The sequence below is a fragment of the Citrobacter sp. MNAZ 1397 genome (genome assembly GCF_023613995.1).
Taxonomy (GTDB): domain Bacteria; phylum Pseudomonadota; class Gammaproteobacteria; order Enterobacterales; family Enterobacteriaceae; genus Phytobacter; species Phytobacter ursingii.
The window spans coordinates 1-17,001 of the sequence record NZ_JAKIVH010000006.1; the positions used below are offsets into that span (position 1 = coordinate 1).

The window sequence follows — 17,001 nt, forward strand, 5'->3', positions numbered from 1 at the left end:
AGCCATGATCAAACTCTTCAATTTAAAAGTTTGATGCTCTTAGAATTAAACTTCGTAATGAATTACGTGTTCACTCCAGAGACTTGGTATTCATTTATTGTCCGAAGACATTAAGAATCCATGTCACTTTGAGTGCCCACACAGATTGTCTGATAAATTGTTAAAGAGCAGTGCCGCTTCGTTTTTCGCTGCGGCGCGGGGTGTGCATATTACGCTTTCCCGCTGCAGAGTCAAGTATTTATTTTTACTTTTCTCTGCGGGCTTCTCACCGGCATTCGCCTGAGAACCCTGCTGACCCGGTGGCTTGCTTGCCGTTGTTCCGTGTCAGTGGAGGCGCATTATAGGGAGTTCTCTGGAAGTGACAAGCCCTAATTTTAAAAAACTCTTCAACCGTCTCTTTTTTGCTCAAAACACCACTAGAGCGCGAGTTTTTCGAGCGCTCCGAAGCCATAGCGCTGTAAAACGGGCAATAAAAGAACAGTTTCTGGTGTAACGGCCATGCAATACGCCAGATTCGTATCTGCTGATTTAGCATCAGGCGCTTCATGCTCAAGCAACCAGGCCGTACGACGCGCAATAGCCGCACCGGAATCCACCAGCCGCGTTCCCTCGGGGAGTACCTGCAACAACTCATGCTGTAATAAAGGGAAGTGTGTACAGCCGAGTACTACGGTATCGGGTGGCTCCGGCATACGCAGCCACGGGCGTAGAATACGTTTGAGCTCATCCAGCGGAACGGGCTTACCGTGTAACTTCGCTTCCGCAAGCTCAACCATCTCCGCAGAACCCAGCAATTCAATTTTGCATTCATTGGCAAAACGCTTGATAAGCTCATGCGTATAAGGACGTTTTACCGTTGCTCTCGTTGCCAGTAACCCAACCACGCCATTCGCCGTTAAGCGTGCAGCGGGTTTGATCGCGGGAACCACCCCTACAACCGGGAAAGCGAATTTCTCACGTAGCGCAGGTAAAGAAACGGTACTGGCGGTATTGCAGGCAATGACGGCAAGCGCCAGAGGATATTGAGCCTGAACGGCAGTAACGATTTCGACAACACGTTCAACGATGAATTCTTCGCTCTTTTCCCCATAAGGAAAGGCGACGTTGTCGAATGCATAAATGTAATGCAGGTCCGGCAGGAGATGCCGGACCTCATCATAAACCGATAAACCCCCTACGCCAGAATCAAACACCAGCACAGTGGGCCGCAGTTTAGAAGGTGTAGCTGCCAGACAAGGTATATTCTCGTCCTGCAGTTTGGTAGCCATAAGCTGTCTCGTAATCTTTATCGAACAGGTTAGCTATTTTACCACGAACTGTCAGATGAGAGGTCATTGGATATGACAATCCAATGTCCCACAGGCTCACGCCGCCAAGTTTTACATCACGGTTGTTGTAGTAATCATTATCGTAGCGCTGTCCGATATACTGATACATCACGTTCCAGCCGAGATCGAAGACCTGTCCTGTCAGTTCGTATTTCACCTGCTGCTTAGCGCGGCGATACAGAACTTTATCCGTTTGGTCATCACGTGGGTCAACATACTGAAGCGTCAGATGATGGTCCACCGGGCCAGTACTGAGGTTGCTGGTCCACTCCAGCCCTTTAATGGTGGCGGACTTGACGTTGAAATACTGATTATTCCTGTAGTCGATGAGGTTTTGAATTTCATAATGGTACGCCGACAGACGCCAGTCCAGCGGCCCCGTCAAACCCTCAATACCCGCTTCCCACTGTTTAGACTCTTCCGGTTTCAGATTCGGGTTGGAAGCAATACCAAAGCGCTCTGCGCCAAACTGCTGCCCAAGCGATGGCGCAAGGAACCCGGTGCCGTAAGAAAGCGTCACTCGGTAATCATCGACGAATTCCCACCCCGCCGCTGTCTGCCAGGTACCATGCCAACCGAACTGTTCGTCGTGATCTTCACGCCCGGACGCTTCCAGGGTTACCTTGTCAATTTGCTGCTGGCCGGTCAGATAGAGCCCGGTGGTGTCGCGCTTGTAGATATCCGTACTGGAAGTGCCGCTGGATTGCAGTTTCTCTTGTTTCCAGTCAACCCCTCCGCTTACCGCGCCATGCCCCACCTCGACGTTGTTACCCCACTGGATGTAACGCTGTTCCATATTGTCCAGGCTTGCACTCGCTGCATAGCGGCCATCCTGCGCATTGTAATTATAATTTTTAAGGTGCTGATAATTGGCAATCAACTGAGAGGAGTAGATGCCGGAATGATAATTGAGGCCGGTGTCCCATGATTGGGTGTAATTCTGGCTTTCATCGCCACCGCCTGCGTAACCATCGCTGCCCTGGTCGTAATCAGTATTTGAACTGTAGCCATAGCCGCGGAAGAATCCTGAGACGCTATCGTTAAATTTATGCTGAACGCCGCCCCAGAACAGTTTATTGCGATAACCGTCGCGATCGCTGTCATCCGCGTAGGTTGAATCCGGCTGTACGTTAAAACCCTTGGTCGTCTGATACGCACCAGCAGCGGTGACCATCGTATCGCCAAAGCGTTGATTTATCGCGCCGTCATAGTTCTGGTAACTGTTGCTCCCCATCCCTGCGTTAATCTGCGCACGTTCATCGTCACTCATCGTAATGATGTTAACCACGCCGCCGATGGCACCGGATCCATAAACCGCAGAACGTGGGCCACGGATGTATTCAATACGCTGTACCAGCGAGACCGGGATCTGACCAATATCGATTGCATTGCCAATACCGGCACGGGCCATCGGTACGCCGTCAATCAGCACCAGCACATGACGCGCTTCGGTACCGCGAACAAAGAGAGAAGAACTCTGCCCTATTCCACCGTACTGGGCGATGTCCACGCCCGGCAGGCGACGCATCACATCGTTAAGGTCTTTCGACTGCCAGCGTTGAATATCTTCACGCGTCACCACATCGGTGGGTGCCAGTACGGTGTTCACCGGTTGTTGAAAACGGTTTGCTGTTACCACCAGAGTGTCCGGGGAGCCATCCTGCGCCCAGCCGGAAAAAGCCGTGACGGAGAGCGCCGTCAGCAGCGAAGTTTTTTTAATCATTGTGAGAGCATCCACAAAATAATAAGGATGCCGCAGGCGTCATCAATAGCTCGCGATGATGGCACCATATGCGACGTAATACCGGCAGGTCTTCGGGCTAGGAGGTACAACAAGATGATGACTTCCCACATATATATGCAGTGTCTGCTTTCGCTATCATCCCACACATCCTTACCGCTGCGCGTCAGCTCCAGATTTACACTGGATTCCCTTTTAACTCACAGGACCGGAACAAGGATGCTACATTCAGAAACATATAGATGTCCAGACTGCTATGCCGGGAAGTGAAAAAACATCCGGGACTGGACATCCCCTGAGCAATCCCTACAATCCCCGCGTTATTCTTAATCATTCAGGAAGCACAATGACACCCGAACACCTGCCGACAGAACAGTACGAAGCCCAGTTGGCTGAAAAAGTCGTACGTCTGCAAGCCATGATGACGCCTTTTTCCGCGCCCGTTCCGGAGGTGTTCCGCTCACCGGTCAGCCATTACCGCATGCGCGCGGAGTTTCGCATCTGGCACGACGGCGACGATATTTACCACATTATTTTTGATCAACAGACGAAAAGCCGTATCCGTGTCGATAGCTTCCCGGCGGCAAGCGAGCTGATCAATCAGTTAATGAAAGCGCTGATGGACGGACTGCGCGGCAATAAAGTGCTGCGTCACAAGTTATTCCAGATTGATTATCTGACCACCATGAGCAATCAGGCCGTTGTCTCCCTGCTGTATCACAAGAAACTGGATGATGAATGGCGTGAAGAGGCTACGCGTCTGCGTGATGCCTTACGTGCAAAAAACCTGAACGTGCACCTGATCGGGCGCGCCACTAAAACCAAAATCGAACTGGATCAGGATTATATCGACGAACGTCTGCCGATCGCCGGGAAAGAGATGATTTATCGCCAGGTGGAAAACAGCTTCACGCAACCCAACGCGGCGATGAATATTCAAATGCTGGAATGGGCGCTGGGCGCGACAAAAGATTCAACAGGCGACCTGCTGGAACTCTACTGCGGCAACGGCAATTTCTCACTGGCGCTTGCACGTAATTTTGACCGCGTTCTGGCCACGGAAATCGCCAAACCTTCAGTTGCGGCTGCACAATATAATATCGCGGCGAATCATATTGGTAACGTGCAAATCATTCGTATGTCGGCAGAAGAGTTTACCCAGGCCATGAACGGTGTGCGTCAATTCAACCGCTTGCAGGGTATCGATTTGAAAGGTTATCAGTGCGAGACGATTTTTGTCGATCCGCCGCGTAGCGGGCTGGATGCGGAAACGGAAAAAATGGTGCAGGCCTATCCGCGCATTCTTTATATCTCCTGTAACCCGGAGACGCTGTGTAAGAACCTGGAAACCCTAAGCCAGACACACCGCGTTGAACGCCTTGCGCTGTTCGATCAATTCCCTTACACGCACCATATGGAATGCGGCGTATTGCTCACTGCGAAGTAAAAGCAAAGCGCATTAGCTCATGGGCCGATGCGCTTCATTTATTTGGTTTACAGTTCCGACTTACGGTTACGTATGCGATAACCAATCCAGAAAACCAGGATCACTGACAATACCGCCGGCAGGAAATTAGAGCCAATAGCCGGGTATTCCGCCCGTACCACGGTGCTGTAAAGTAACACGCCCAGAATAAAACAGGCCGCTGCCAGGCCCGGCAACCCGACTGGCATAGTTCGGTTTTGATAACGCTGATGCAGACAGTACACCGTTAGCACCAGTGAAATGATCGGGAAGACGGAAAAAGGCACGATCGAGCTAAAAATCGCTGCAAATGCGCCGTTAATCGATAAGCCAGCGATCAGCGCCAGCAACAAGGTACCTCTATCCTGGACAGATTGTTTCATTACTTATCCTTCACTCGTCGGTTTGATGCGCCATTTTTTCTTGTTCACGGCGATACCAGTAATACGCACCTTTGGAGATCATCCTCAGTTGCAATACCAGCCGCTCTTCTAATTGCCTGCGTTGCTCAACGCCGATATCCAGTGCCTCGGCACCCGCGCTGAAAACAATAGTTACCATTGCCTCGGCCTGCGCTTCGGTGAACGCACGCGGCATATGGTTTTCGAGTTCGAGATAATCGGCAAGTTCCGCAATAAAGTGCTGGATTTCACGTGCTACCGCAGCGCGGAATGCCGCTGAGGTGCCGGAACGTTCACGTAGTAGCAGACGAAATGCGTTCGGATTGTTGCCGATGAATTCCATAAAGGTCGAAACGGACGTTCGAATAACGCTGCCGCCTTTTGCGATACGCTGACGTGCCTGACGCATCAATTGACGCAGCATTAAGCCGCTCTCATCGACCATGGTCAGGCCGAGCTCATCCACATCGCGGAAATGGCGATAAAAGGACGTCGGGGCAATGCCCGCTTCACGCGCAACTTCGCGCAAACTCAGGCTGGCAAAACTGCGCTCAGCGCTAAGCTGGCTAAATGCCGCCTCCACCAGCGAACGCCGGGTTTTTTCTTTTTGTTGCGCTCTAACGCCCATCACGATGCTTGAATCCCTCCGCAGACCTGCTGGCACTATACCAGAGAATAAAACTAATCGGATTGTACTGGATTGTGAATGATTGTTTACGAGCTCTTTCTGCTTTACTGCATGAAAAAAGCACAACGATAATTGGGTTATCCCGCTAACGATGTTACTATTATGTTGTTTTTATGTATAAGAACAGGTAAGCCCTCCCATGCCACATTCCTACGATTACGACGCAATAGTTATAGGCTCCGGTCCCGGCGGCGAAGGCGCTGCTATGGGGCTGGTTAAACAAGGTGCCCGGATAGCTGTCATTGAGCGCTATCACAACGTGGGCGGAGGATGTACCCACTGGGGAACCATCCCCTCGAAAGCCCTTCGCCACGCGGTCAGCCGTATTATCGAATTTAACCAAAACCCTTTATATAGCGACCACACCCGCCTTCTTCGTTCTTCTTTCGCCGATATTCTCAATCATGCAGATAGCGTGATTAACCAACAAACGCAGATGCGGCAAGGCTTTTATGAGCGTAATCGCTGCGAGATCTTGCAAGGTAACGCCCATTTTGTTGACCCACACACAGTTTCGCTGGAGTGCCCGGATGGCTCAGTAGAAACCCTCACCGCCGAAAAGTTCGTGATAGCCTGTGGTTCGCGCCCCTATCGCCCGGCCGATGTGGACTTCTCTCATCCACGCATTTATGACAGCGACTCGATTCTGAATATGCACCACGAACCTCGTCACGTGATCATCTACGGTGCGGGGGTGATCGGCTGCGAATACGCGTCGATCTTCCGGGGAATGAATGTCAAAGTCGATCTGATCAACACCCGCGATCGCCTGCTGGCTTTTCTGGATCAGGAAATGTCGGACTCCCTTTCCTATCACTTCTGGAACAGTGGCGTCGTTATTCGCCATAACGAAGAATATGAACAGATTGAGGGAATGGATGATGGTGTGATTATGCACCTGAAATCTGGCAAGAAAGTGAAAGCAGACTGCCTGCTCTACGCCAACGGACGTACCGGTAACACTGACAGCCTGCAGCTGGAAAATATTGGTCTGGATGCTGATGGCCGTGGTCAGTTGAAAGTCAACAGTATGTACCAGACAGCGTTGCCGCATATTTATGCCGTGGGCGATGTCATTGGTTACCCAAGCCTTGCTTCGGCGGCGTATGATCAGGGGCGTATTGCCGCACAGGCGATGGTGAAAGGTGAAGCGACAGCCCATCTGGTGGAAGACATTCCAACCGGCATTTACACCATTCCGGAAATTAGCTCTGTGGGCAAAACCGAGCAGCAATTGACGGCAATGAAAGTACCTTACGAGGTGGGCCGGGCTCAGTTTAAGCATCTGGCGCGCGCGCAGATTGTGGGTATGAACGTTGGCACGCTGAAAATCCTGTTCCATCGCGAAACCAAAGAGATTTTAGGGATTCACTGCTTTGGGGAACGCGCGGCCGAAATCATTCACATCGGCCAGGCGATTATGGAGCAGAAAGGTGGCGGTAACACGATAGAATACTTTGTTAACACCACCTTTAACTACCCGACCATGGCGGAAGCCTATCGGGTAGCCGCGCTAAATGGCCTAAACCGCCTGTTTTAACGCACTGTCGAAATGGCCATCCATCGCACCACGGATGGCCTCTGCCAGCTGCTCATAGCGGCTACGCAGCGGTGAGCCAGGACGATAAACCAGCCCAATCGTACGACGCGGTTCCGGTTTAATGCATGGCAGATATACCACGCCATCACGCACACGTTCACGCGGTACTGCCAGTGCAGGCAGCAACGTGATACCGCTGCCCGCAGCGACCATATTACGCAGTGTCTCCAGACTGGTCGCCCGGAAGTGAGTGTCTTCATCGGCACCCGCTTCAAAGCAGAAGCCCATCGCCTGATCGCGCAGGCAGTGTCCATCTTCCAGCATGAGCAGCTTTTCACCCGCCAGATCGGACATCGGGACGCGGTCGCGATTCGCCCAGGGGTGGTCCTGATAAATCGCCAGCATCATGGGTTCGTCGAACAGCGGCACCTCAATAAAGGCTTCACTCTCTTTTACCAACGCCAGGATTGCACAATCGAGCTTGCCGCTGTCCAGTTGCGCCAGAAGCTGATGGGTCTGCGCCTCATGCAGATACATTTCCAGTTTCGGGAATGTCTGGTGCAGCATAGGGATAATATGCGGAAGCAGATAGGGTCCAACGGTAGGGATTAAGCCAATATGCAGTGGGCCGGACATCGTCTCCCCCTGCTGGCTTGCCATCTCCTTGAGCACTTTGACCTCACGCAGCACGGTGCGTGCCTGATCAACCAGCAGCAAACCGGCCTGAGTGAACAAGACTTTGCGGCTGGTACGCTCCAGCAGCATAACGCCAAGCTCGTCTTCCAGTTTACGAATTTGCCCGCTCAATGTTGGCTGGCTGACATGGCAGGAATCCGCTGCACGGCGAAAATGGCGGTGTTCAGCTAACGCCACCAGATATTCAAGATCACGAATATTCATTATTCATCCTCCGTCGCCACGATAGTTCATGGCGATAGATAGAATAGCAACGAACGATTATCCCTATCAAGCATTCTGTTCAATAATTAACTCAAGAAACGAAGCGGGACATATTACCCTTGATGCCACTGCCAGTTCTCTCTGAACAACTAAAGCCAACGTGAACATTTGCGGACCCCCGTGGTCCGCTTTTTTTTGCGCAGGATAAAAAACAAAAGGCAGCCAGCGCTGCCTTTGTCAGGATTGGCTCTCTCGCCCTGAGAGAGGGAACTCAGAGAGGCTTATACCAGGCGATTTTTCGCATCCGCAATGGCCTGAGCGACCTGTTTCGGCGACACGCCGCCTTTTGCTGCGCGTTTATCCAGGCAAGATTGCAGCGACAAAATCGGATACACATCATCGGCAATCACCGCATTGAACTTCTGCAAATCCGCCAGCGCCAGATCTTCGAGTGGTTTGCCCTGGCGGATAGCTTCCACCACGGCCTCACCAACAATATGGTGCGCTTCACGGAATGGCACGCCTTTGGCCACCAGGTAATCCGCCAGCTCTGTCGCGTTAGCATAGCCCTGTTGCGCAGCTTCCTGACAACGCGGGCGTTTTACCTGAATGCCATCCAGCACCAGTGCCGCCATGTGCAGGCAGTCAAGCCAGGTATCGAGCGCATCGAACAGCCCTTCTTTGTCTTCCTGCATATCTTTGTTGTACGCCAACGGCAGACCTTTCAGGGTCATCATCATGCCGGTCAGCGCGCCCTGCACGCGGCCACACTTGCCGCGGATTAGCTCCAGCGCATCCGGGTTTTTCTTTTGCGGCATCAGAGAAGAGCCGGAGGTAACGCGATCGGACAGTTCAACGAACCCGGCTTCACCGGTATTGAAGAAAATCAGGTCTTCGGCGAAACGGGAGAGATGAACCATACCGATAGAGGCGTCAGAGAGCAGCTCCAGCACATGGTCACGATCAGATACGGTGTCCAGGCTGTTACGGGTTGCGGATGCAAAACCCAGCCAGCCGGCCAGCTGTTCGCGATCAATTTCATAAGCAGTGCCCGCCAGTGCGCCGCAACCCAGCGGGCTCACGTCCAGGCGCTTGAGCGTATCCTGCAGGCGGCTTTCATCACGCGCCAGCATTTCTACATAGGCCAGGCACCAGTGGGCAAAAGTTACCGGCTGCGCACGTTGCAGGTGGGTGTAACCCGGCATCACTGCATCCTGGTTATTTTCCGCGGTTTCAACCAGCGCACTCTGCAACTGACGGTTTGCCGTCAGCAGCTCAGCCACCGTGTCTTTGCACCATAGTTTGAGGTCAGTCGCGACCTGATCGTTACGGCTACGCCCGGTGTGCAGTTTTTTACCCAACTGACCGACTTTATCGATCAGTTTACCTTCCACCCAGCTATGAATGTCTTCGGCATCGCTTTCGAGGATCTGCTGCGGATTCGCACGCACTTCTTCAAGCAGGATCTTCAGCGCCTCTTCCAGTTGTCGTTGCTCATCGTTGGTTAATACACCCACGGTGACCAACGCTTTGGACCAGGCCACAGAGCCAACGATATCCTGCTCCGCCAGGCGATAGTCAAAGCGCAAAGAGTCATTGAACTGTTTGAACCGTTGATCTGCTGCCTGAGTAAAACGCCCGCCCCAAAGTGCCATAACATGCTTCCTTAAATTCGTTTAATGTTGCCTGTCTTTCACCCCCTCCGCTCAGGAGAGGGCCAGAGAAAATTTTAAGCCAGAATACGTGTGCCGATCGGTGTGCCGTTAAACAGCGCCGGTAACTGATCCGCATGCCGCCAGGAGGCGATATCCACCGGCCGATTCAGCGTACGCGCCGCATCAAGCGCCGCATTCACCTTCACAATCATGCCATCGGTGATGATGCCCTGCGCGATTAACTGCTCGGCTTTCGCCGCCGTCATCTCGGCAATACGCTGGCCTTTACCATCCAGAATACCGCTCACATCGGAGAGCAAAATCAGGTCTGCGCCCAGTGTTGCCGCCAGCGCCGTCGCCGCCTGGTCTGCATTGACGTTCATCAGTTCGCCTTCGTCGGTCACACCGATAGAGCTAATCACCGGCAGGAAACCACCGTCCAGCAGCGCGTTAATCAGTTTAGGCGAGCCTGGCTGGGCCAGACCCACATGACCAAGCTCTTCATCCAGCTTCGTCACTTTTACGCTGTCGCCATCGCCAAGGAAGAGACCGACAGACGCAATCTGGTGTTTCTTCGCCCAGGCCAGCAGAGTTTTGTTCGCCGTACCCGCCAACGCACCGGTAATAATGTCGATTTGATCGGCAGGGGTCACGCGCAGGCCATTTTTCTTTTTCACCGGCAGGTTGAGCTGTTTCATCAACTCATCCACCACGCAGCCGCCGCCGTGGACAATGACCAGCGGACGCTGGTGCGATTCACGGTAATTCACCAGCGCGGTAAACAGACGCTCCAGCGCTTCTTCACTATCCAGCAGCACGCCGCCGAGTTTAATAATTAATGGATTCATCATCAGGCCTGCACTCAATTAGATAAGAGACTGGGTTTCAGCGTAGCCGAAACGAATATTGGCACACTGCACTGCCTGTGCAGCCGCACCTTTTAATAAGTTATCTTCGGTGGCCACGACAATCAGATGCTCGTCCTTCACGGCGAAACCAATATCGCAGAACGGCAGGCCAACCACATTTTTCAGCGCCGGAACGCCTTTATCGTACAGGCGTACAAGCGGTTTATTGCCATAAGCCTGGTGGAAAATCTCCGCAACTTGCGCATGGGTCACACCCGGCTTCAAACGGCAGGTAATGGTTTCCAGAATGCCGCGCGGGAAATTGCCCAGATGCGGGGTAAAAATAACCTCAGCCCCCAGGTGGGTGGTGATTTCCGGATGATGGCGATGGTTGAACACGCCATACGGCTGCAGGCTGACTTCACAGAAACTGTTCGAGATCGCGGCTTTACGCCCTGCACCGCTCACACCACTGGTGGCGTTAATCACTGGCCACTGATTCAGTTCCAGCACGCCCGCATCAATCAGCGGTTTAAGGGAGAGCTGAGCCGCTGTCGGATAGCAGCCCGGCACGGCTATCAGATTCGCCTCTTTCAGCGCATCCGTACTCCACTCCGCCAAGCCATACACTGCTTGCGCGAGCAGGTCCGGATGCTGATGGGTGAAGCCATAGAATTTTTCATAGAACGCGGGATCGTTAACACGAAACGCACCAGAGAGATCGAAGACTACGCAGCCCGCTGCGAGAAATTGCGGTGCCAGGTCGTGGCTCACTTCATGCGCGGTTGCCAGAAACACGACATCCACACCTTGCGCGAACTCACTGATATCCGACATCGGCTGCAATGGCAGGTCGACAATGCCTTTCAACTGCGGATGTAAATCAGAGACCAATTTTCCTGCATCATTACTTTGCGCTGAAACCGTCAAAGCGGTTATGTTCATATGAGGATGGCGATTTACATAGGTCACTAGCTCTGCGCCGGCGTAACCGCTGGCACCCACAATTAATGTGTTCAACATCGGGGCAGTCTACCTTCTTAGTACGTCATGTTTGCCAGGGAGTGATTCGGCATCAATCCCACGTCGCGCAGTAAAGGCGCCGGATGGGTTCCTTTACGCTCAGCATTAATGTATTTTTATTCACTATTAATGCATGAATATTGATACTATCACGAACTCAGGTATGTCAACAATGAAAATGAATTTGCCACCATTTATCGAGATTTACCGCGCCCTGATTGGCACTCCGTCTATCAGTGCAACGGAAGAAGCCCTTGATCAAAGCAATGCTTCTTTAATCAATCTGCTTGCTGGATGGTTTGGCGACCTCGGGTTCAAGGTTGAAGTACAACCCGTCCCCGGCACACGCAATAAGTTTAATCTATTAGCCAGCACCGGTGAGGGCGCTGGCGGTCTTCTGTTGACGGGTCATACCGATACCGTTCCCTTCGATGACGGGCGCTGGACGCGCGATCCCTTCACTCTGACGGAACATGACAACAAGCTCTACGGCCTGGGCACCGCCGATATGAAAGGCTTCTTCGCCTTCATTCTTGACGCGTTGCGTGATGTTGATGTGACGAAACTGAAAAAGCCGCTCTACATTCTGGCGACGGCCGATGAAGAGACCAGCATGGCGGGTGCACGCTATTTCTCCGAAAACACAGCGATTCGCCCGGATTGCGCCATCATCGGTGAGCCAACGTCTCTGCAACCGATCCGCGCCCATAAAGGTCATATCTCCACAGCGGTGCGTGTGATGGGCCAGTCCGGCCACTCCAGCGACCCGGCACGTGGCGTGAATGCCATTGAACTGATGCACGATGCCATCGGGCGCATCATGACTCTGCGTGACAACCTGAAAGAGCGCTATCACTACGATGCGTTCACCGTACCTTATCCAACGCTGAACCTCGGCAGCCTGCACGGCGGTGATGCTTCCAACCGTATCTGTGCCTGCTGCGAACTGCATATGGACATCCGCCCACTGCCAGGTATGACGCTGAGCGATCTCGACGGCTTACTGAATGAAGCGCTGGCACCCGTGAGCGAGCGCTGGCCGGGCCGCCTGACGGTTTCTGAACTGCATCCGCCGATCCCAGGCTACGAGTGCCCGCCGGATCATCAGTTGGTTGAAGTGGTGGAAAAACTGCTCGGCGAGAAAACAGACGTGGTGAACTACTGTACCGAAGCGCCGTTCATTCAAACGCTGTGCCCGACCCTGGTGTTGGGACCGGGATCAATCAATCAGGCTCATCAGCCTGATGAATATCTTGAGACCCGCTTTATTAAACCCACGCGTGAATTGATTACGCAGGTGGTCCATCACTTCTGCTGGCATTGATTTACCCCCCTCGCTCCGAGTGACCACATTTGGAGTGGGGATAAAATTGAGTGACATTGTTCACAATTCCATAAGCAACGCTTATTAGCCGGGAAGCGAATTAAATTTCGTAAATTCACGCCATTTATTCGTTTGCTGAACCGATTTCGCCGCAATTGACGCCGTGGGTTTTACGTGGCTTTATAAAAGGCGGTGTCTGATATCTATCCGTTTCACGTTGCATGGCGGTGGATATAACAAAATAAAATGAGATGGGGTGTCTGGGTTAACATGAACGAACAATATTCCGCTTTGCGTAGTAATGTCAGTATGCTCGGCAAGCTGCTGGGGGATACCATCAAGGATGCGTTGGGAGAGAATATCCTTGATAGGGTCGAAACAATCCGTAAGCTGTCCAAATCTTCACGTGCTGGTAATGAAGCGAGTCGTCAGGAACTGCTCAATACGCTGCAAAACCTGTCCAATGATGAACTGCTGCCGGTAGCCCGCGCATTCAGCCAGTTTCTGAACCTTGCCAACACCGCTGAGCAATACCACAGCATTTCGCCAAAAGGCGAAGCTGCAAGCAACCCGGAAGTGATTGCTCGTACTCTGCGTAAACTGAAAGACCAACCCGATCTCAACGAAGCGACCATCAAGCAAGCCGTCGAATCACTGTCGCTGGAGCTGGTACTGACAGCCCACCCGACAGAGATTACCCGCCGTACGCTGATCCATAAAATGGTGGAAGTGAACAACTGCTTAAAGCAGTTGGATAATACCGATATCGCCGATTATGAGCGCCATCAACTGATGCGCCGACTGCGCCAGCTTATCGCACAGTCCTGGCATACTGATGAAATCCGTAAACACCGTCCCAGCCCGGTCGACGAAGCCAAATGGGGCTTTGCGGTGGTGGAAAACAGCCTGTGGGAAGGTGTGCCTAACTATCTTCGCGAGCTTAACGAACAGCTTGAAGCGAACCTGAATTACAAACTGCCGGTCGATTTCGTACCGGTACGCTTTACCTCCTGGATGGGCGGCGACCGCGACGGCAACCCGAACGTCACCGCAGAGATTACCCGTCACGTCCTGCTGCTGAGCCGCTGGAAGGCGACCGACCTGTTTCTGAAAGATATTCAGTTACTGATTTCTGAGCTCTCGATGGTTGAATGTACCGACGAGCTTCGCGAGCTGGCCGGTGCCGAAGGCGCGCAGGAACCGTACCGTTATCTGATGAAAAAACTGCGCGGCCAGCTGATGGCGACGCAGGCCTGGCTGGAAGCGCGCCTGAAAGGCCAAAGACTGCCGAAACCAGAAGGTCTGCTGAGCCAGAACGAACAGCTGTGGGAACCGCTTTACGCCTGTTACAAATCTCTGCAAGCCTGCGGTATGGGCATCATCGCGAATGGTGAACTGCTTGATACCCTTAGGCGCGTGAAATGCTTTGGCGTACCGCTGGTGCGTATTGATGTGCGTCAGGAGAGCACCCGTCACACCGAAGCGCTCGGCGAACTGACCCGTTACCTGGGTATCGGCGATTATGAAAGCTGGTCCGAAGCCGACAAACAGGCATTCCTGATTCGCGAACTGAACTCCAAACGTCCTCTGCTACCACGTAACTGGGAGCCGAGCAATGAAACCCGCGAGGTGCTCAATACCTGCAAAGCGATCGTTGACGCGCCGAAAGGATCAGTAGCCGCCTACGTGATCTCCATGGCGAAGACCCCATCCGACGTGCTGGGTGTTCATCTGTTGCTAAAAGAAGCCGGTATCGACTATGCCTTGCCGGTTGCGCCGCTGTTTGAAACCCTGGACGATCTGAACAATGCCAACGACGTGATGACCCAGTTGCTGAACATCGACTGGTACCGCGGCTTTATTCAGGGCAAACAGATGGTGATGATTGGCTATTCCGACTCCGCAAAAGACGCGGGCGTGATGGCCGCATCCTGGGCGCAATATCAGGCACAGGACGCGCTGATCAAAACCTGCGAGAAAGCCGGCATTGAGCTGACGCTGTTCCACGGCCGTGGCGGCTCGATTGGTCGTGGCGGCGCCCCGGCCCATGCGGCACTGCTTTCACAACCGCCGGGAAGTCTGAAAGGCGGCCTGCGCGTGACCGAACAGGGCGAGATGATCCGCTTCAAATACGGTCTGCCGGAAGTGACCATCAGCAGCCTGTCGCTGTACACCAGCGCCATTCTGGAAGCCAACCTGCTGCCGCCACCAGAGCCGAAAGATGCGTGGCGTCACGTCATGGATGAGCTGTCTACCATTTCCTGTGACATGTATCGTGGCTATGTGCGCGAAAACAAAGACTTTGTGCCGTACTTCCGTTCCGCAACGCCGGAGCAGGAACTGGGCAAATTACCGCTCGGCTCACGTCCTGCCAAGCGTCGTCCGACCGGCGGTGTAGAATCTCTGCGCGCCATTCCGTGGATTTTCGCCTGGACGCAAAACCGCCTGATGCTGCCCGCCTGGCTGGGTGCGGGTGCGGCGCTGCAAAAAGTGGTGGAAGACGGCAAACAGAGCGAGCTGGAAGCGATGTGCCGCGACTGGCCGTTCTTCTCAACCCGCCTTGGCATGCTGGAAATGGTGTTCTCCAAAGCGGACCTGTGGCTCGCGGAATATTACGATCAGCGTCTGGTGAAACCTGAGCTGTGGGCGCTGGGCAGTGAATTGCGTAAGCTGCTCGAAGCCGACATCAACGTGGTTCTGGCCATCGCCAACGACTCCCATCTGATGGCCGATCTGCCGTGGATTGCCGAGTCTATCCAGCTGCGTAATATTTATACTGACCCGCTGAACGTGCTGCAGGCTGAGTTGCTGCACCGTTCCCGTAAAGCGGAAGAAGAAGGTAAAGAACCGGATCGCCGCGTAGAGCAGGCATTGATGGTGACCATCGCAGGCGTTGCGGCGGGTATGCGTAATACTGGCTAACCTTCACAGCCTTGTGCAAAAGGTCACACACAGTGTGGCCTTTTTTTATGTCGCCAGTTAAGGTTGAGCGGTTTCATGCGCGCGGAAAAGGAAACCATGAATTACGACGTCAGCGATCTGCTTACCCGCCTGATTAGCGGCCAGACACCTCTGCGGCAAATCTGTTTTACCACGGCCGCGGGTCCAGCACCTGCCTCAGCGTTACAGGTGGATTTCCCGCGCCTGGAGATCGTACTGGAAGGAACATTGATGGATCTGAGCATCAATGGAGAAACATCATTGATGACCGAACAAGATGTGCTTTACATCCCCGCAGGCGGCTGGAACGCTCCCCAATGGCAGATGCCTGTCACTATGCTGAGCGTACTATTTGGCAAACAGCAGTTGGGTTTTAGCGTGACTCAGTGGGATGGCAGCGCGTTGCATAATCTGGCTAAACAGCACGTCGCTCGCCGGGGCCCTCGTATTGGCTCATTCCTTCTGCAAACATTGCACGAGATGCAGATGCAGCCGAAAGAACAGCAAACAGCACGCCTTATCGTCGCCAGCTTGCTAAGTCATTGTGCCGATCTTCTCGGCAGTCAAATCCAGACGGCGTCGCGTAGTCAGGCACTTTTCGAAGCCATTCGCGATTATATAGACGAAAATTATGCTCTGCCTTTAAGCCGTGAATCGGTGGCCCAGGCGTTTTATATCTCGCCGAATTACCTCTCGCACCTGTTTCAGAAAACAGCCGCCATCGGTTTCAACGAATATCTGAACCATACGCGGCTGGAACACGCCAAAACGCTGCTAAAGGGTTACGATCTGAAGGTGAAAGAGGTGGCGCACACCTGTGGGTTTGTCGACAGCAACTATTTCTGCCGTCTGTTCCGGAAAAATACTGAGCGTTCGCCCTCTGAGTATCGTCGACAGTACCACAGCCAGCTGACGGAGAAAAAACTGCAATAACTCAGCCTCAAGACAGGTGAGTATAAAAATGCTATTTGCTGGATTTTTGTAATATGAAAACACCTCGCCATTTTTTAAACTATTTATATTCAACAGGTTAACTGTGCGTCCTCTCTAAATATGATGCAGATCATGCTTTCAGCTGGATATTACATTTGTCTAGTTTTTGGCAGAAATGTCGCGTAGCGGCTCCCGCATTCCCCTCGTATCCTGTA

The 17,001-nt window shown here is 53.0% G+C and carries 13 protein-coding genes and 1 riboswitch; of the genes, 5 read left to right on the forward strand and 8 right to left on the reverse strand.

Annotation, left to right across the window (positions count from 1 at the left end):
- Positions 1–416: 416 nt before the first annotated feature.
- On the reverse strand, positions 417–1,268 hold the full coding sequence (gene murI / locus L2097_RS22355) for a glutamate racemase (protein WP_250353705.1): 852 nt from the start codon (positions 1,266–1,268) through the stop codon (positions 417–419).
- Complete coding sequence (btuB, locus tag L2097_RS22360) at positions 1,213–3,051, reverse strand: TonB-dependent vitamin B12 receptor BtuB (RefSeq protein WP_250353706.1); 1,839 nt, start codon at positions 3,049–3,051, stop codon at positions 1,213–1,215. Before btuB ends, murI begins: the two co-directional genes overlap by 56 nt.
- 66 nt (positions 3,052–3,117) lie before the next feature.
- Positions 3,118–3,297, reverse strand: a riboswitch (cobalamin riboswitch).
- A 118-nt stretch (positions 3,298–3,415) separates the two neighbouring features.
- On the opposite strand from btuB, the gene trmA reads away from it, so the two are divergent.
- Positions 3,416–4,516, forward strand: coding sequence for a tRNA (uridine(54)-C5)-methyltransferase TrmA (gene trmA, locus L2097_RS22365; RefSeq protein WP_250353707.1), 1,101 nt, complete (start codon positions 3,416–3,418; stop codon positions 4,514–4,516).
- Positions 4,517–4,563: 47 nt separating this feature from the next.
- Here trmA and L2097_RS22370 read toward each other — a convergent pair whose 3' ends face one another.
- Positions 4,564–4,917, reverse strand: coding sequence for a YijD family membrane protein (locus tag L2097_RS22370; protein WP_047372335.1), 354 nt, complete (start codon positions 4,915–4,917; stop codon positions 4,564–4,566).
- A gap of 10 nt (positions 4,918–4,927) precedes the next feature.
- Positions 4,928–5,566, reverse strand: coding sequence for an HTH-type transcriptional repressor FabR (gene fabR / locus L2097_RS22375; RefSeq protein ID WP_039077269.1), 639 nt, complete (start codon positions 5,564–5,566; stop codon positions 4,928–4,930).
- 196 nt (positions 5,567–5,762) lie between these two features.
- On the opposite strand from fabR, the gene sthA reads away from it, so the two are divergent.
- Positions 5,763–7,163, forward strand: a complete 1,401-nt coding sequence (gene sthA, locus L2097_RS22380; protein ID WP_047372336.1) for a Si-specific NAD(P)(+) transhydrogenase — start codon at positions 5,763–5,765, stop codon at positions 7,161–7,163.
- On the opposite strand, the gene oxyR is transcribed toward sthA, so the two are convergent.
- The 4 genes from oxyR to argC form a co-directional block, all read right to left on the reverse strand.
- Entirely contained in the window at positions 7,146–8,063 is a 918-nt protein-coding gene (oxyR, locus tag L2097_RS22385) for a DNA-binding transcriptional regulator OxyR (RefSeq protein ID WP_039077271.1), read from the reverse strand. The two genes, sthA and oxyR, sit on opposite strands and share 18 nt — an antisense overlap.
- Before the next feature lie 281 nt (positions 8,064–8,344).
- Positions 8,345–9,718, reverse strand: a complete 1,374-nt coding sequence (gene argH, locus L2097_RS22390) for an argininosuccinate lyase (RefSeq protein ID WP_250353708.1) — start codon at positions 9,716–9,718, stop codon at positions 8,345–8,347.
- Between the two features lie 74 nt (positions 9,719–9,792).
- On the reverse strand, positions 9,793–10,569 hold the full coding sequence (gene argB / locus L2097_RS22395; RefSeq protein ID WP_103280952.1) for an acetylglutamate kinase: 777 nt from the start codon (positions 10,567–10,569) through the stop codon (positions 9,793–9,795).
- Between the two features lie 15 nt (positions 10,570–10,584).
- Positions 10,585–11,589 (reverse strand): N-acetyl-gamma-glutamyl-phosphate reductase, encoded by a 1,005-nt coding sequence (argC, locus tag L2097_RS22400; protein WP_047372338.1) that lies wholly within the window; start codon positions 11,587–11,589, stop codon positions 10,585–10,587.
- 172 nt (positions 11,590–11,761) lie between these two features.
- On the opposite strand from argC, the gene argE reads away from it, so the two are divergent.
- The 3 genes from argE to L2097_RS22415 all read left to right on the forward strand — a co-directional run bounded on the left by argE (position 11,762) and on the right by L2097_RS22415 (position 16,786).
- Positions 11,762–12,913, forward strand: coding sequence for an acetylornithine deacetylase (gene argE, locus L2097_RS22405; RefSeq protein ID WP_085006088.1), 1,152 nt, complete (start codon positions 11,762–11,764; stop codon positions 12,911–12,913).
- Between the two features lie 270 nt (positions 12,914–13,183).
- A complete protein-coding gene (gene ppc, locus L2097_RS22410) occupies positions 13,184–15,835 on the forward strand; it encodes a phosphoenolpyruvate carboxylase (RefSeq protein ID WP_047372340.1) in 2,652 nt (883 codons plus the stop codon).
- A 96-nt stretch (positions 15,836–15,931) separates the two neighbouring features.
- Positions 15,932–16,786, forward strand: coding sequence for an AraC family transcriptional regulator (locus L2097_RS22415; protein WP_250353709.1), 855 nt, complete (start codon positions 15,932–15,934; stop codon positions 16,784–16,786).
- The last annotated feature ends 215 nt before the right edge of the window (positions 16,787–17,001 follow it).

Excerpts from the sequence above, each read along its gene's own strand:
- murI (WP_250353705.1), bottom strand. The coding sequence starts at position 1,268 with ATGGCTACCAAACTGCAGGACGAGAATATACCTTGTCTGGCAGCTACA.
- btuB (WP_250353706.1), bottom strand. The coding sequence starts at position 3,051 with ATGATTAAAAAAACTTCGCTGCTGACGGCGCTCTCCGTCACGGCTTTT.
- trmA (WP_250353707.1), top strand. The coding sequence starts at position 3,416 with ATGACACCCGAACACCTGCCGACAGAACAGTACGAAGCCCAGTTGGCT.
- L2097_RS22370 (WP_047372335.1), bottom strand. The coding sequence starts at position 4,917 with ATGAAACAATCTGTCCAGGATAGAGGTACCTTGTTGCTGGCGCTGATC.
- sthA (WP_047372336.1), top strand. The coding sequence starts at position 5,763 with ATGCCACATTCCTACGATTACGACGCAATAGTTATAGGCTCCGGTCCC.
- oxyR (WP_039077271.1), bottom strand. The coding sequence starts at position 8,063 with ATGAATATTCGTGATCTTGAATATCTGGTGGCGTTAGCTGAACACCGC.
- argH (WP_250353708.1), bottom strand. The coding sequence starts at position 9,718 with ATGGCACTTTGGGGCGGGCGTTTTACTCAGGCAGCAGATCAACGGTTC.
- argB (WP_103280952.1), bottom strand. The coding sequence starts at position 10,569 with ATGATGAATCCATTAATTATTAAACTCGGCGGCGTGCTGCTGGATAGT.
- argC (WP_047372338.1), bottom strand. The coding sequence starts at position 11,589 with ATGTTGAACACATTAATTGTGGGTGCCAGCGGTTACGCCGGCGCAGAG.
- argE (WP_085006088.1), top strand. The coding sequence starts at position 11,762 with ATGAAAATGAATTTGCCACCATTTATCGAGATTTACCGCGCCCTGATT.
- ppc (WP_047372340.1), top strand. The coding sequence starts at position 13,184 with ATGAACGAACAATATTCCGCTTTGCGTAGTAATGTCAGTATGCTCGGC.
- L2097_RS22415 (WP_250353709.1), top strand. The coding sequence starts at position 15,932 with ATGAATTACGACGTCAGCGATCTGCTTACCCGCCTGATTAGCGGCCAG.